The sequence below is a fragment of the Sphingomonas sp. FARSPH genome, from assembly GCF_003355005.1.
Classification (GTDB): domain Bacteria; phylum Pseudomonadota; class Alphaproteobacteria; order Sphingomonadales; family Sphingomonadaceae; genus Sphingomonas.
Map to the genome: position 1 here is coordinate 644,940 of NZ_CP029985.1, position 15,735 is coordinate 660,674.

Consider the following 15,735-nt stretch of genomic DNA (forward strand, 5'->3'; position numbering starts at 1 on the left):
AACCGCCGGTTCCGCGCCCTTCGCTTATCCGGCATTTGCCGCCATCCACTCTTCGACGACCGGGGCGACACGGTTGCGCCACTTCGATCCGTTGAAGATGCCGTAATGACCCGCACCCTCGACCATCAGATACCGCTTGCGATCCTCGGGCAGCGATGTCGCCAGCGTCAGCGCCGCCTTGGTCTGGCCCAGTCCGGAAATATCGTCGCGTTCGCCCTCGATCGCGAGCAGACCCACGTCCCTGATCGCGCCCGGATCGACGCGGCGGCCGCGGTGCATCATCTCGCCCTTCGGCAACGCATGCGTCTGGAACACCAGATCGACCGTCTGGAGGTAGAACTCCGCAGTCATGTCGCAGATCGAGCGATATTCCTCGTAAAACGCCTTGGTCGACGCCGCGCTTTCGCCATCGCCCTGGACGAGATGTTTGAACATCTCCCAATGGCTGACCATGTGATTGCCGAGATTCATCGACATGAAGCCGGCGAGCTGAAGGAAGCCCGGATACACCTTCCGCCCCGCGCCCGGATAGGTCATCGGCACGGTCGCGATCGCATTCTGTTCGAACCATGCGTGCGGCCGCTCGGTCGCCAGCGTGTTGACCGCGGTCGGCGCCTCGCGCGTGTCGATCGGCCCGCCCATCATCGTCAGCGTGCGCGGACGGCACGGATTGCCGTCCGCGCACATCAGTGCGGTCGCGGCATAGCAGGGCACCGATGGCTGGCACACCGCCAGCATATTCGCGCCCCTCGCTGCTGAATCGGGCCCGCCCGCATCCGGCCCGATCGCCTCGAGGAAGGCGATCAGATAGTCGATGTAGTCGTCGAGGTCGAAACGCCCTTCCCACACCGGCACCAGCTTCGCATCGCGCCAGTCGGTGATGTAGACGTCCGCGACCGGCAGCATCCGCTCCACCGTGCCGCGCAGCAGCGTCGCGAAATGGCCCGACATCGGCGCGACGATCAGCAGCCTGGGTCCGCCCTCGACACCCTCGCGGCGGAACCGTTTGAGCTGGCCGAACGACTTTTGCAGCACGATCTCCTCGTGCACCGTCACTTCGCGGCCGTCGATCACCGTATGCGTCAGGCCGAATGCGGGCTTGCCGCGCGGCGCCGCGGCGTGGGCGAACACCTCCAGCGCACTCGCGACGACCGACCCACCGCCCAGATAGGCCCAGGGGTTGGCGGGGTTCTGCAGCAGCCCCGCGCCGAAAGTCGCCATAGCGCTCGCGCCGGCGAGCATCGACCGCTGCATCTCATAGGCATCGTAAAGCATGGCGCCTCTTATCCCAATCGGGGTGTCATGTCCGTAACCAACTTGCCCTTAACGGCGCATTGCGACGAAACGTTGCGCTCACGCTGAACGGCTGCGTCGCTCATTCAATCGCGCCGGCCGTTGAGCCCCCCGCCCCCCGCTGCTAGGCGCGCGAGCATCATGGCCGCTTCCCCGCCCTCCGGCCGCCGCCTCGGCGACCTCCGCCTCGTCTGGCAGCGCGTATTGCGCTACCCGCGCCACCTCGCCATCGCGCTGCTCGCGCTGATTACCACCTCGGCCGCGACGATCGCCATCCCCTATGGCTTCAAACGGGTGATCGACAACGGCTTCGGCCCCGGCGCTGCGGGGTCGGTGTCGTCGTCCTTCCACTATCTGCTGATGATCGTCGCGGTGCTCGCGGTGGCGACCGCGATCCGCTTCTACCACGTCTCCTGGCTCGGCGAGCGTGTCGTCGCGGACATCCGGCTGCAGGTGCAGCGCCACCTGCTCAGCCTGACGCCGCGTTTCTTCGAGGAAAACCGTCCGTCCGAGATCGCCTCGCGCCTCACCTCCGACACGACGCTGATCGAAACGGTGGTCGGCGGCACGGTGTCGATCGCGCTGCGCAACACCGCGACCGGCATCGGCGGCATGGCCTATCTGTTCGTGCTCTCGCCAAAACTGGCGGGCATGCTGCTGCTCGGCATCCCGCTCATCATCCTGCCGGTGACGATCTTCGGCCGGCGCATTCGTGCGCATTCGCGCGCGTCGCAAGACCGGATTGCCGACGTCGGCGCGATGGTGACCGAGACGCTGGGCGCGATGAAGATCGTCCAGGCGTTCGGCCAAGAAGAGCGCGAGGCGCACCGCTTTCACGGCGCGGTCGATGCGACCTTCGCCGCGGCGAAGCAGCGCGTGCTGCTGCGGGCGCTGATGACCGCGATCATGATCGGCCTGATCTTCGGGTCGATCACGCTCGTCGTGTGGGAAGGCGTCGCCGACGTCGCCGCGGGCCGGCTGACGGGCGGGGGCATGTTCGCCTTCGTCATGACCGGCGGCATCGTCGCCGGCGCGTTCGGCGCGCTGACCGAAGTCTATGGCGACCTTTTGCGCGGTGCGGGTGCCGCGGGACGGATCGCGGAACTGCTCGCGGAAAAGCCGGAGATCGCGCGCCCCGCCGCGCCGATGCCGCTGCCCGTGCCGGTGCGCGGCGCGCTGACCTTTGACGACGTCCATTTCCGCTACCCGACCCGACCGGAGGTCGCGGCGCTCGACGGCCTCAACCTCGCGATCCGGCCGGGCGAGACGGTCGCCGTCGTCGGCCCGTCGGGCGCGGGCAAGTCGACGCTCTTCCAGCTCGCCGAGCGCTTCTACGATCCGACCGCGGGCCGCATCCTGCTCGATGGCGTAGACCTGACCGAGGCGGATCCGGCGGCGATCCGCGCGCAGATGGCGATCGTGCCGCAGGAAACCGTGATCTTCGGCGCGAGCGCGCGCGACAATCTGCGCTACGGCGACTGGCAGGCGAGCGACGACATGTTGTGGGCGGCGGCGGAAGCGGCGAACGCCGCCGACTTCCTGCGCGCACTGCCGGAGGGGCTCGACACGTTCCTGGGCGAGGGCGGCGCGCGGCTTTCGGGCGGGCAGCGCCAACGCATCACCATCGCCCGTGCGCTGCTGCGTGACGCGCCGATCCTGCTGCTCGACGAGGCGACGAGCGCGCTTGACGCCGAGAGCGAACGGCTGGTGCAGCAGGCGCTGGAACGGCTGATGGAGAACCGCACCACGCTTGTCATCGCGCACCGCCTGGCGACCGTGCGCGCGGCGCAGCGGATCGTCGTGATGGACGCGGGAAGGATCGTCGAGGAGGGCACGCACGCGACGCTGATCGACCGCGGCGGCCTTTATGCGCGGCTCGCCAGCCTCCAGTTCCACGCGGCGGAATAGGTTCCCGCCTGCTCCCTTCCCGATTGCGGGAGAGGTCGGCGGAGGGCATATTGCCCCCGAAACCAGCGGCGCAGGCGGCTATCGCCCTCCCTAGCCCCTACCGCATGCGGGAGAGGATCAGATGCGCGACTTCGATATCATCGTATATGGCGCGACAGGCTTCACTGGCCGGCTGGTCGCCGAATATCTGGTCGCTGAGGGCGCGCCGCGCTGGGCGATGGCGGGCCGCAGCCTCACCAAGCTTCAGGAGGTGCGCGACCTGATCGGGGCGCCGGCGGACGTGCCGCTGATCGTCGCCGATTCGGACGATCCCGCCGCGCTCGCCGCGATGGCCGCACGGACCGAGGTGGTGCTGACCACGGTCGGCCCCTACCAGCTTTACGGCAACCACCTCGTTGCCGCCTGCGTCGCGGCGGGCACCGCCTATGTCGACCTGTGCGGCGAACCGGCGTGGATGCGCCACATGATCGACGCGCACCATGCCGAGGCGCAGCGGACCGGTGCGCGCATCGTGTTCAGCTGCGGCTTCGACTCGATCCCCTTCGACCTCGGCGTGATGACGTTGCAGGATTGCGCCCGCGCGAAATACGGCCAGCCCGCGCCGCGCGTGAAGGGCCGTGTGCGCGCGATGAAGGGCACGTTCTCCGGCGGCACCGCGGCGAGCGCGCGCGCGACGATCGCCGCCGCCGCGCGCGATCCGTCGACGATCGGCCTGCTCACCAATCCCTTCGCGCTGACACCGGGCTTCGCCGGCCCGCACCAGCCGACCGGTATGCTCCCCGAGTTCGACCCGACGCTGAACACCTGGGTCGCGCCGTTCGTGATGGCGGCGATCAACACCAAGAACGTCCACCGCACGAATTTTCTGCTCGGCCACCCTTATGGCGCGGACTTCGTCTATGACGAGATGATGGTCGCGGGGCTGGGCGAGATGGGCAAAGCGGCAGCGGATGCGATCGCCAAGTTTAATCCGTTCGCTGGCGACGGCGGCCCCAAGCCCGGAGAGGGTCCGAGCAAGGAGGAGCGTGAAAGCGGCTATTACGACCTGTTGTTCGTCGGCCTGATGCCCGACGGCGCGCGCTTCGACGCAGTGGTGACAGGGGATCGCGACCCAGGTTACGGATCGACGAGCAAAATGATCGCGGAGACCGCACGCTGCCTGGTCGAAACCCCGGGCGATGGCGGCGTTTGGACACCGGGCGCATTGCTCGGCACACGCCTGCGCGATCGGCTGGAGGCGAAGGCGGGACTGACGTTCACGGCAGGGTAGGCGCGCGGTTCAGCCCCGATAGAAAAACAAGGCGGCAACCGCGACGATGATCGCGACCAGCAGGATAACGGGCAGGCGCCGCCGCCGCCGCACCGCGGCGGCGGCTTCATAGGCGTCTATGTCGAACCAGAAGCGGCCGTTGCCCAACGTGCGGATCGACCCGTCCGCGACCATCGCCGCCAGTTCCTTCGCCTGTCGCGTGTCGGCGGGCCGGAACGCGATCGCCTCCGCCATCGTCAGCGCCCCCGCCTCGACGAAGTGCGGCGCGACGGTGCCCTGGACCAGATAATGGTCGCGTAGGCGCGGTGCGGGCGGCGGGACGAGACGCAGGTCGCTCACCGCCGCCGGCCCTGGTGACGGATGTTGCCGGGTCGCCCGCGCTTGCCGACGACGCGGTCGCGCCGGCCGGGCTTGTCGCCATAGCGCGGCGGCGGCGCCGCGCCCTTGCCGCCGGGAAGCTCGAAGCGGAGTGCGCCCGACACCGGGTTCGCCTCCGCCAGCCGCAGCTCCAGCCGCTGGCCCAGCGCATAGACGTCGCCGCTGTCCTCGCCGACCAATTGCCGCGCCGCCTCGTCATAACGGAAATATTCCCCGCCGAGGTCGCGCACGGGGACGAGGCCGTCGCCGCCGATCCCCTCAACGGTCGCGAAGAAGCCGAAATTCTGCACGCCGGTGATCCGCGCCGACAGCGTCTCCCCGACACGTTCGGACAGATAGGCGGCGACATAGCGGTCGAGCGTGTCGCGCTCCGCCTCCATCGCGCGGCGTTCGAGGCCGCTGATCGCGGTGCCGATCCGCTCCATCCCCGCCGCCTCGTCTGGCGTCAGCGCGCCCGGCCCCAGCGCATAGGTGCCGACCAGCGCGCGGTGAACGAGCAGATCGGCGTAGCGCCGGATCGGCGAGGTGAAATGCGCGTAGGAGCCGAGCGCGAGACCGAAATGCCCGTGATTGGCGGGGGCGTAATAGGCCTGCGTCTGTGTGCGTAGCACCTGTTCCATCACCTGCGGCCGGAAATCGGCATCGCCGATCCGGGTCAGGATGTGGTTGAACGTCGCCGGGCGGATCACCTGCCCCAGTGCGAAGGGGACGCCGAACGTCTCCAGATACTCCTTCAGCGCGACGAGCTTCTCGCGCGCGGGCGGTTCGTGGACGCGGTACATCACCGGCGCCTTCTTCGCCTCCAACGCCTTGGCGGCGGCAACGTTGGCGGCGATCATGTAATCCTCGATCAGCCTATGCGCATCCAGCCGCTCGCGCGGCGCGACGGAGAGCAGCCGGCCCTTTTCGTCGAGCACGACGCGCCGTTCGGGCAGGTCGAGGTCGAGCGGCTCGCGCGCATCGCGCGCCTTCGACAGCGCGCGCCAGCACGCCCATAAGGGGCGCAGCGCATCGATCCTCGCGCCCTCGCCCGCGTCGATCACCGTCTGTGCGTCCTCATAAGCGATGTTCGCGGCGATCCGCACCACCGCGCGCGTGAAGCGCCAGCTCTTCAACGCACCCGCCTTGGTGACCTGCAGGTGACAGACGAGCGCGGCGCGATCGACGCCCTCCTTCAACGAGCACACATCAGCCGAAAGGATCTCGGGCAGCATCGGCACGACGCGGTCGGGAAAATAGACCGAATTGCCGCGCCGCCGCGCATCGCGATCGAGCGCAGAGCCGGGGCGAACGTAGAAACTGACGTCGGCGATCGCGACCACCGCCTTCCACCCGCCCGCATTGGCGGGATCGTCGTCGGGCGCCGCCCAGACCGCATCGTCATGATCGCGCGCGTCGGCGGGGTCGATCGCGACGATCGGCAGATGCCGCAGATCCTCGCGATCCTCGCCCAGCGGCTGCGTCGCAACGCGGGCCGCCTCGTCCAGCGTTTCGGGCAGGAAGACATCGGGGATGTCGTGCTTGTGGATCGCGATCAGCGAGAAGCTTTTCGGCGCGAACGGGTCGCCCAGTTTCTCGACCACGCGCGCGGTGAGGCGCGGCGGCCGGCCGCCCTTTTCCGCCAGCACCAGGTCGCCCGGCCCGGCGCCGCCCGCATCGGACACGGCGAACTCGCGCCGCTCCTTCTTGTCGACACTGGTCAGCCAGAACCGCCCCGCCTCCTCGCGCAGCACGCCCAGCACCTGCTCCGACGCCTTGGCCAGCGTCTTCATCGGGTGCGCGATCCAGCCGTTGCCCGCCTCCTCGGTGCGCGCCAGCACACGCTCGCCGACGCCCAGCGAGCCGCGCTTGCGTTCGCGCACCCGCAGCCGCGGCGCGGGGCCGTCGGCTTCCCAGCGATCGGGCACCGCCCAGACGTTGCCGCCGTCGTCGACGTCGGCGATGCGCAGCACCGTCACCTTGGGCAGGCCACCCATCTTGTGAAAGGCGCGACCGGGGGCGGAATCGATCAGCCCTTCGTCCGCCATGTCCTTGAGCAGTGCCTTCAGCGCGATCTTGTCCTGCGCGCTTAGGCCAAAGGCGCGCGCGATCTCGCGCTTGCCCGCTGGGGTGTCCGAACGTTCGATGAAATCGAGGATCTGCTGCCGCGTCGGCAGGCCGGGTCTGGGTTTTTTCGCCACATCGGCGAAGATAGGCGCACCACGCGCCCGCGTCATCGCAAGACTTGGGGCCGCCGCCGTTTTCTGCGAAAGCGCGGCCCATGTCCGTCACCGTCGCCGCGCTTTACCACTTCACCCGGCTCGAAGATCCCGCGGCGCTGCGCGCGCCGCTGCTCGCCCTGTGCGAGGCGCAGGGCGTGCGCGGCACGCTGTTGCTGGCGCGCGAAGGTATCAACGGCACGATCGCCGGGCCGCGCGCAGGGATCGACGCGGTGCTCGCGCGCATACGCGCGCTGCCCGGTTGCGCGGCCCTCGACGTCAAATTCTCGTCCGCCGACGCGATGCCCTTCCATCGTACAAAGGTGCGGCTGAAGCGCGAGATCGTGACGATGGGCATGCCCGACATCGACCCGACCGACCCGGGCACCTATGTCGCCCCCGCCGACTGGAACGCGCTGATCACCGATCCCGCGACGCTCGTCATCGACACGCGCAACGATTACGAAGTCGCGGTCGGCACGTTCGCGGGCGCGGTCGACCCCGGCACCGTGAGCTTTCGCGACTTCCCCACTTGGTTCCGCGATCACCGCGACGCGTTGCTCGCGGGCAAGGCGCGCGTCGCGATGTTCTGCACCGGCGGCATCCGCTGCGAAAAGGCGACCGCCTTCCTCAAGGCGGAAGGGGTAGAAGACGTGTTCCACCTGAAGGGCGGCATCCTCAAATATCTGGAAGAAACGCCGGTTGAGGACAGCCGCTGGCAGGGTGAATGCTTCGTCTTCGACGAGCGCGTCGCGGTTGGCCACGGTCTGGAGCCGGGCAGCCACAGCCTGTGCCGCGGGTGTCGCATGCCCGTCAGCGAAGCGGACCGCGCCTCGCCGCTCTATGTCGAGGGCGTCTCTTGCCCGCATTGCCACGCGACGCGCGATGCCGAGACGAAGGCGCGTGCGGCAGAGCGGCATCGGCAGGTCGAACTCGCGGCGAAGCGCGGCGCGGCGCATGTCGGGGCGAGATACCCCGACTGACCGCCCGCCCTCACCCTTCCGCGGCTTCGCCGCTCCCTCTCTCTCCCAACGGGAGAGGGAAGAGGTCGCATAGCGACCGATAGGGTGAGGGCGGGTGCGAGGCGTCGATCAATAGGCCCGCGCGAGCAGCACGCGTTCCACCGCAGGCGCGCCGGTGAAGACGCAGACGCCCTCGATCGCGCCCTGCCCCTGCGGCGCGTTGCGGATCGTCAGCTTCAGCGCCTTCAGCCGCTCGACCACCGCGTCGAGCGCGGCGCCCGTCGGCTTCGACCAGCGCACGTCGACCCAGCCCGGATTTTTGCGGCCATCCGCGAAATGCGCCTCGACCCCCGCCCAATCGTCAACCGGCACGATCTGCGCCTTCAGCGCCTCGGTCGACTGGCGATGCAGCTCTGCCTGGATATCCTCGAGCAGCTGCGCGGCGCCCGCCACGAAATCGCCGCGCGGCGTCACGACCGAATCGAGCTTGCCGTCCTCGCGATACAACCGGTCGCGGCGGATGACGGAGACGTTGCCGCCCGCCATGTCGCGGCCGCCGACCTCGATCACCACCGGCGCGCCCTTCTTCACCCAGCCCCAGCGCTTGGTCGCGGCCTTCTGCGCGCGCGCATCGACCATCGCGCGTACCGGCTCGCCGAGCGCGGTCAGGCCGACGAGTTCCTTCTGCAGATCGCGGCAATAAGCGAGCAGCGCTTCATCCTCGGGCTGGTCGCGGAGCATCGGCACGATCACCACCTGCCAAGGCGCGACGCGCGGCGGCACGCGCATGCCATCGTCGTCACCGTGCACCATGATCATGCCGCCGATCATCCGCGTCGACACGCCCCAGCTCGTCGTCTGCGCATGCTCCAGCTGCCCTTCGGCATTCTGGAAGCGGATGTTCTGCGCGCGCGCGAAATTGTCGCCCAGGAAGTGGCTGGTCCCGGCCTGAAGCGCCTTGCCGTCCTGCATCATCGCCTCGATCGACCAGGTCTCGACCGCGCCCGGGAAGCGCTCGTTCTCCGGCTTCTCGCCCGCGATGACGTGCATCGCAAGGCAATCCTCGGTGAAGCTGCGATAGACGTCGAGCATCTGCAGCGTTTCGGCGCGCGCCTCGTCCACGGTGGCGTGGGCGGTATGCCCCTCCTGCCACAGAAATTCGGCGGTGCGCAGGAACATGCGCGTGCGCATCTCCCACCGCACGACATTGGCCCATTGGTTGATGAGCACGGGCAGGTCGCGCCACGACTGGATCCAGCGCGCGAACGCCGTGCCGATCACCGTTTCCGACGTCGGGCGGATGACGAGCGGCTCCTCCAGCTTCGCCTCGGGATCGGGAACCAGACCGCCCTTGCCGTCACCGATCAGCCGGTGGTGCGTGACGACCGCCATCTCCTTGGCGAAGCCGTCGACATGCTCCGCCTCCTTTTCGAAATAGGAGAGCGGGATGAACAGCGGGAAATAGCAATTCTCATGCCCCGTCGCCTTGATGCGATCGTCGAGCAGCCGCTGGATGCGTTCCCAGATGCCATATCCCCACGGCCGGATGACCATGCAGCCGCGCACACCCGATTCCTCGGCCATGTCGGCTTCGGTGATGACGGACTGATACCAGGCGGCGAAATCGGCGGCGCGGGTGACGGGCAAAGCGTGCTTGATCATGGCGCCCGCGATTATCGCGCCGCGCCGGGTCCGTCACCGGGATTTTCCACCCGGAAGGGAAAACCCGGTAACGATGGCATCAAACGTCATTCCCCGGCGAAGGCCGGGGTCCAGTTGGGCGACGGGGGTTGCGAGCGCCGCGCTTCTTACTTCGGCCATCCCGACTGGGCCCCGGCCTTCGCCGGGAAGTATCTCTGTCTGCGCTTCTCGTGATTTCGTGGGCGTTACTTCTGGCAGGCAACGATCGCGGCGATCACCGACAGCGTTTCCTCCGGATCGCGCACCTTGACGGTGTCGAGGCCCAGTTCCTTCGCCGGATAATCGTTGCCGCCCGGGAAGATCGCGTCGCCGATGAACATCATCTTGTCGAGCTGGATGCCGCTCGCGTCGCGCAGTTTCTTGAGGCCGTACGCCTTGTCGACGCCCTCACGCGTGATGTCGATCGACGTCGCGCCGCCCATATTGATCGACAGGCCGGGCAGGCGCTGCTTGAGATCGGCCTGGATCACCTTGCGCTTCTCGAACTTCGGGTCCCAATGTTCCTTCGCGTCGATCGGCGCCTGCTGGCCGAGCGCGGAGAAGGTGATCTGGCTGCCGCGATCCTCGATCCGCTCGCCCCAGGTCTTTTCCGGTACAAAGCCCGTCGCTTCCAGCGACTCGTCGAACGCCTTCAGGATCTTTGCCTTGGTCTCGTCGTCGAACAGTTCGGCGTAGACGGGCGACCATTGGCCGTCGCGGTGGGTGTAGAGCTTCGTGCCCGTCGTCGGCATCAGCCACAGTTTCGACAGGTCGGCGCGCGCGGGCAGGCGACTCGCCACCTGCTTGTCGAACTGCGGCCAGTCGCCGCCGGAGATCACCGCGACATGCGCAACGCCGAGCAGGTCGGCGAGCGCCTCTCCCATCGGGTCCTGCAACGGCTGTTTGCTCTCGGCCAGGGTTCCATCGAGGTCGAACGCAACCAGCTCTTTCATGCGGAAACTCCAATACGGGGGAAGATGAGGGTATCGATCGCGTACGCGACGCCGTCGGCGTCGTTGGCTCGGGTCACGGCATCCGCCTTCGCCTTCACGGCATCAGGCGCGTTGCCCATCGCGATCGAGAAGCCGGCGATGTCGAGCATCGGCACGTCGTTGAACTGGTCGCCGATCGCTACCGTCGCGTCGAGCGGCACGTCGAACGCGCGGGCGAGCGCGCGCGCGCCGTCGCCCTTGTTGCCCGCGAGCGCGGTGACGTCGAGGTAATAGACCTGGCTCTGCACGATCGTCGCACGATCCGCGAAGGACTTGCAGCGATCCGCCAGCGATTTCAGCAGATCGTGATCGTCGCTGACGAACGTCACCTTGTCGGCGTGATCGAGATAGGGGGCGAAATCGGTGGTGACGACGGGGTCCTGGTTGGACGCCAGCCGCTCGTGCGCGACATGCTCCCCCTCGTCGGTCGAGGCATACCAGCGGTCGTCCGCGAACACCCAGGTGTCGACCTTCGCGTCCGTCGCGACATCCATCACGGCGCGCACGACATCCGGGTCGACGACATGGTGTTCCTCGACGGTCCCGTCGCGGCGAAAGATGATGCCGCCGTTGAATGCCGCCATCGGCGCGTCGATGCCCAATGTCTGCGCGATCGGCATGATGCCCGACCGCGGCCTTGCGCTGATCACCGAAAAGCCGACGCCCGCCTGCTCCAGCCGCAGCACCGCATCGGCGGTGGCGGGGGTTAGTTGCTTGCCCTTGTCGACGAGCGTGCCGTCGATGTCGGACACGACCAGTCGGATCGGGCTCATTGCGGGATTTCGACGTGACCGCCGAAGCCGAAGCGCATGGCGGAGAGCACCTTGTCGCCATAGGTATGCTCGATACGGCTGCGGTAGCGTGCGAAGAGCGAGGCGGTGAGCACGTTGGCCGGCACCTTTTCCTCCATCGCCGCATCGATCGTCCACTGCCCCTCGCCCGAATCGGCGACGCTGCCGCTGAACTGTTCGAGCGCGGCATCCTTCGCCAGCGCGATCGCGGTCAGGTCGAGCAGCCACGACGAGATGACGCTGCCGCGCCGCCACACTTCGGCGATGTCGGTCAGGTTGAGGTCGAAGCGCTCGTCCTCGGGCAGCTTGTCGCTGTTCTTGCCCTTCAGGATGTCGAACCCTTCGGCATAAGCCTGCATCAGGCCGTATTCGATGCCGTTGTGGACCATCTTGACGAAATGGCCCGCGCCCGCCGGGCCTGCGTGGATATATCCCTTTTCCGCGCGCGGATCCTCGCCCTCGCGGCCCGGCGTCCGCGGGATCGTGCCATAGCCCGGCGCCAAAGCCTCGAAGATCGGGTCGAGCATCGTCACCGTGTCGGCGTCGCCGCCGATCATCATGCAATAGCCGCGCTCCAGCCCCCAGACGCCGCCCGACGTGCCGACGTCGACGTAATGCACGCCCTTGTCGCGCAAGACCTTGGCGCGGCGGATATCATCCTTGTAGAAGCTGTTGCCGCCGTCGATCACGACATCGCCATCGCGCGCGCTCTCGGCGATCGCCTGGATCGTGTCCTCGGTCGGGCCACCGGCGGGCAGCATCACCCACCAGATCGCCGGCGTGTCCAGCTTGGCGCGCATGTCGTCGAGCGAGTTCGCCGGGATCGCGCCATCGGCGGCAAGCTTGTCCACCGCCTCCTTGGCGCGGTCGAAGGCGACGACCTCGTGACCCGCCTTCATCAGGCGCCGCGCGATGTTGCCGCCCATGCGGCCTAGTCCGATCAAACCGATCTTCATGTGTGCCATGTCCCGTGGGGAAGAAGATGCAGCGTCAAACTCCGCCGCGGCCGTTCCGTTGCGCCGCGGCGGAGGAACATCACGTTCAGGCAGCGGCGGGCTGTTTGGCCGCGATCGCCCCGAGCAGGTCGTCGAACGCCTTGGCGAAGGAAGCGACGCCCTCCTCGACCAGCCGTCCCGTGACGCCGTCGAGATCGAGGCCCAGCCGCTCCGCCTCGGCGAGCACGTGACGCGCGTCGTCGACGTCGGCGGTCAGAGTCTCGGCGACGGTGCCGTGGTCGCGGAACGCGTCCATCGTCGCGGGCGGCATGGTGTTGACCGTGTCGCGACCGATCAGCGTGTCGACATAGAGCGTGTCGGGATAGGCCTTGTCCTTCGTGCCTGTCGACGCCCACAGCAGACGCTGCGGCTGCGCGCCCTTGGCGGCGAGCGCCTGCCAGCGGTCGGACTTCTCGAAGTCGAGGAACCACTGATACGCCAGCTTGGCATTGGCGATGGCGACCTTGCCGCGCAGCGCCTTCAGCGCATCCGCCTCTGCGTCGCCCGCCGCGACGCGCTCGTCGATCGCCTTGTCGATCGCCGAGTCGATGCGGCTGACGAAGAAGCTGGCGACGCTGGCGATCCGGTCGATCGGCTGGCCTTGACGCACCCGCTCCTCGAGGCCCGTCGCATAAGCTTCGGCGACGCGGATGTAGGCATCCTTCGAGAACAGCAACGTGACGTTGACGTTGATCCCCTTGGCGATCGTCGCGCTGATCGCAGGCGCACCGGCGGGGGTGCCGGGGATCTTGATCATCAGGTTGGGTCGATCGACCGCGTGCCACAGCTTTTCCGCTTCGGCGATCGTCGCATCGGTGTCATCGGCGATATACGGCGACACTTCCAGGCTGACGTAGCCGTCCTTGGCGTCGAGCCGGTCGTAGACGGGCTTCAGCGTCTCGGCCGCGGCCTTGATGTCCTGGATCGCGAGCGCCTCGTACCGGTCGATCGTCGCCGCATCGGGGTGCGCCTTGTCGAATTCGGCAAGCGTCTGGTCATAGGCGTCGCCATGACCCATCGCCTTTTCGAAGATCGACGGGTTCGACGTGACCCCGGTCAGGCCATCCGCGTCAACGAGCTTCTGGAGGCCGCCAGCCTCCAGGAACTTGCGGTCGACGAAGTCCAGCCACACCGCGGTGCCCGCCTGGCTGAGGTCCTTGAGCGTGCTCATCACTTCGTCTCCAGCATGTCCTTGGCCACCTTGACGACATTGTCGACGGTGAAGCCGTATTTGTCCTGCAGCTTGGATATGGGGGCGGAGGCGCCGAACGTCGACATGGTGATCTGGCGACCTTCATAACCCACGTAACGATCCCAGCCGATCGGTCCGGCCTGCTCGACCGCGAGCCGCGCCTTGACCGCCTTGGGCAGCACGCTCTCCTTATATTCCTCCGACTGGAGCTCGTAGCGGTACCAGCTCGGCAAGGAGACGACGCGGCTCTTCACGCCGTCCGCCTTCAGCTTTTCGTGCGCCTGCACGACCAGCGCCAGCTCGCTGCCAGTCGCGATCAGGATCACGTCGGGGGTGCCTTCTGAGTCGGCGAGCACATAGCCGCCCTTCAGCGTCCCTTCCGCCGGCGCGTATTTCTCGCGGTCGAGTGTCGGCAGCGCCTGGCGCGAGAAGATCAACGCGGTCGGTCGGCTGGCATCCTCCAACGCGGCGCGCCAGGCATAGGCGACCTCGTTGGCGTCGCCCGGACGGATCGTGTCGAGGCCGGGGATCGCGCGCAACGATGCGAGATGCTCGATCGGCTGATGCGTCGGCCCGTCCTCGCCGACGCCGATCGAATCGTGCGTGAAGACCCAGATGCTCGCGAGTTCCATGATCGCCGACAGCCGAATCGGCGGGCGCATATAATCGGCGAAAACGAGGAAGGTGGAACCATAGGAACGCAGGTGCGACAGCGACATGCCGTTGACCACCGCGCCCATGCCGTGCTCGCGCACGCCGAAGTGGAAGTTCTGGCCGCCGTAGTTCGAGGCCTCGAAACTGTCCTTGCCCTTGATATCGGTCTTCGTCGACGGCGCGAGGTCGGCGGAGCCGCCGATCAGCCACGGCACCTTGCCGGCGAGCGCGTTGAGCACCTTGCCCCCCGAATCGCGGCTGGCGAGCCCCTTCTCATCGGCCGGGAAGGCGGGGATGTCGGCGTCCCAGCCCTCGGGCAGCTCGTCCTTGAGCATCAGGTCGAGTTCGGCGGCGAGGTCCGGATGCTCGGCGCGATAGCGGTCGAACAGCGCGACCCATTCGTCGCGCAGCTTGCCGCCGCGATCCTTCAGAGCACCATGGAAATGCTCGCGCACGCCCTCGGGAACGTAGAAGTCCTTGTCCTCCGGCCAGCCGTAGGCGCGCTTCGTCGCCTTGACGTTGTCGGCGCCCAGCGGCTCGCCGTGCGCCTTCTCGCTGCCCGCCTTGGGACTGCCCCAGCCGATGACGGAGTGGACGACGATGAAGGTCGGCTTGTCGTGCGTCGCCTTGAACGTCTCGATTGCATGCGCGAAGGTCGCGGTATCGTTGGCGTCGTCGACGTGGATGACGTTCCAGCCATAGGCCTGGAAGCGCTTGCCCACGTCCTCGTCGAACGCGAGGTCGGTGCCGCCCTCGATCGAGATGTGGTTGCTGTCGTAGATCCAGCACAGGTTCGACAGCTTGAGGTGGCCCGCCAGGCTCGCCGCCTCGGCCGACACGCCCTCCATCATGTCGCCGTCGCCGCAGAGGGCATAGACGTCATGGTCGAACAGCGCGAAGCCCTGCTTGTTGTAGCGCGCCGCAAGCCAGCGCTCGGCGATCGCCATGCCGACCGAATTGCCCGCGCCTGCGCCGAGCGGCCCGGTCGTCGTCTCGACGCCGGTGGTGTGGCGATATTCCGGGTGACCCGGGGTCTTCGACGACAGCTGGCGGAACTGTTCGATATCCGCGAGACTCACCGCCTCGCGGCCAGTCTTGGTGCCCTTGGCGTCGATCTCCTCGATCCCGGCCAGATGAATCAGGCTGTACAGCAGCATAGACGCATGGCCGACCGACAGCACGAACCGGTCGCGATTGGGCCAGTCGGGATGCGCGGGATCGTAGCGCAGAAACTGCGACCACAAGGTATAGCCGACCGGCGCCAGCGCCATCGGCGTGCCGGGATGGCCGGAATTCGCCTTCTGCACCGCGTCCATCGACAAAGTGCGGATGGTATCGATCGTCAGCCGCGCGAGCGAACCGTCTTCGCGGATCGACGCGTCAGGCGCACCGGCGGAGGGGGAAATGGTGTCGGACATGGGA

Annotated in this window: 12 protein-coding genes; 3 read left to right on the plus strand and 9 right to left on the minus strand. The window is 67.6% G+C overall.

The features are described from left to right. Nucleotides 1–24: 24 nt before the first annotated feature. Nucleotides 25–1,275 (minus strand): polyhydroxyalkanoate depolymerase, encoded by a 1,251-nt coding sequence (locus tag DM480_RS03245; RefSeq protein WP_115377532.1) that lies wholly within the window; start codon nt 1,273–1,275, stop codon nt 25–27. 159 nt (nt 1,276–1,434) lie between these two features. Here DM480_RS03245 and DM480_RS03250 point away from each other — a divergent pair, with 159 nt between their 5' ends. Both DM480_RS03250 and DM480_RS03255 read left to right on the plus strand, forming a co-directional pair. Next, nucleotides 1,435–3,201, plus strand: coding sequence for an ABC transporter transmembrane domain-containing protein (locus tag DM480_RS03250; protein WP_115377533.1), 1,767 nt, complete (start codon nt 1,435–1,437; stop codon nt 3,199–3,201). A gap of 121 nt (nt 3,202–3,322) precedes the next feature. Next, the gene (locus tag DM480_RS03255) at nt 3,323–4,471 is read left to right on the plus strand and encodes a saccharopine dehydrogenase family protein (protein ID WP_115377534.1); all 1,149 of its coding nucleotides are present in this window, start codon (nt 3,323–3,325) and stop codon (nt 4,469–4,471) included. A 9-nt stretch (nt 4,472–4,480) separates the two neighbouring features. Here the strand turns inward: DM480_RS03255 and DM480_RS03260 are convergent, their stop codons facing one another. Together DM480_RS03260 and DM480_RS03265 are read right to left on the minus strand one after the other, a co-directional pair. After that, nucleotides 4,481–4,810 carry a hypothetical protein gene (locus DM480_RS03260; protein WP_115377535.1) on the minus strand — a complete coding sequence of 110 codons (330 nt, stop codon included), beginning with the start codon at nt 4,808–4,810 and terminating at the stop codon, nt 4,481–4,483. Continuing rightward, nucleotides 4,807–7,065, minus strand: coding sequence for a ribonuclease R family protein (locus DM480_RS03265; protein WP_198665886.1), 2,259 nt, complete (start codon nt 7,063–7,065; stop codon nt 4,807–4,809). Before DM480_RS03265 ends, DM480_RS03260 begins: the two co-directional genes overlap by 4 nt. Before the next feature lie 44 nt (nt 7,066–7,109). Between DM480_RS03265 and trhO the strand changes: the two genes are divergently transcribed. Beyond that, nucleotides 7,110–8,030: an oxygen-dependent tRNA uridine(34) hydroxylase TrhO gene (gene trhO / locus DM480_RS03270; protein ID WP_115377536.1), complete on the plus strand. Its 921-nt coding sequence runs from the start codon at nt 7,110–7,112 to the stop codon at nt 8,028–8,030. A 108-nt stretch (nt 8,031–8,138) separates the two neighbouring features. Here trhO and proS read toward each other — a convergent pair whose 3' ends face one another. The 6 genes from proS to tkt form a co-directional block, all read right to left on the minus strand. Beyond that, the gene (gene proS, locus DM480_RS03275; RefSeq protein WP_115377537.1) at nt 8,139–9,671 is read right to left on the minus strand and encodes a proline--tRNA ligase; all 1,533 of its coding nucleotides are present in this window, start codon (nt 9,669–9,671) and stop codon (nt 8,139–8,141) included. Between the two features lie 224 nt (nt 9,672–9,895). Next, on the minus strand, nt 9,896–10,642 hold the full coding sequence (locus tag DM480_RS03280; protein WP_115377538.1) for an HAD-IIB family hydrolase: 747 nt from the start codon (nt 10,640–10,642) through the stop codon (nt 9,896–9,898). Continuing rightward, nucleotides 10,639–11,454, minus strand: coding sequence for a Cof-type HAD-IIB family hydrolase (locus tag DM480_RS03285; protein WP_115377539.1), 816 nt, complete (start codon nt 11,452–11,454; stop codon nt 10,639–10,641). The genes DM480_RS03280 and DM480_RS03285 overlap by 4 nt, the downstream gene beginning before the upstream one ends. After that, complete coding sequence (gene gnd / locus DM480_RS03290; protein WP_232834101.1) at nt 11,451–12,428, minus strand: phosphogluconate dehydrogenase (NAD(+)-dependent, decarboxylating); 978 nt, start codon at nt 12,426–12,428, stop codon at nt 11,451–11,453. The genes DM480_RS03285 and gnd overlap by 4 nt, the downstream gene beginning before the upstream one ends. 85 nt (nt 12,429–12,513) lie before the next feature. Next, a complete protein-coding gene (gene tal, locus DM480_RS03295; protein ID WP_115377541.1) occupies nt 12,514–13,638 on the minus strand; it encodes a transaldolase in 1,125 nt (374 codons plus the stop codon). Then, nucleotides 13,638–15,731 (minus strand): transketolase, encoded by a 2,094-nt coding sequence (tkt, locus tag DM480_RS03300; RefSeq protein ID WP_115377542.1) that lies wholly within the window; start codon nt 15,729–15,731, stop codon nt 13,638–13,640. Before tkt ends, tal begins: the two co-directional genes overlap by 1 nt. Between the last annotated feature and the right edge of the window lie 4 nt (nt 15,732–15,735).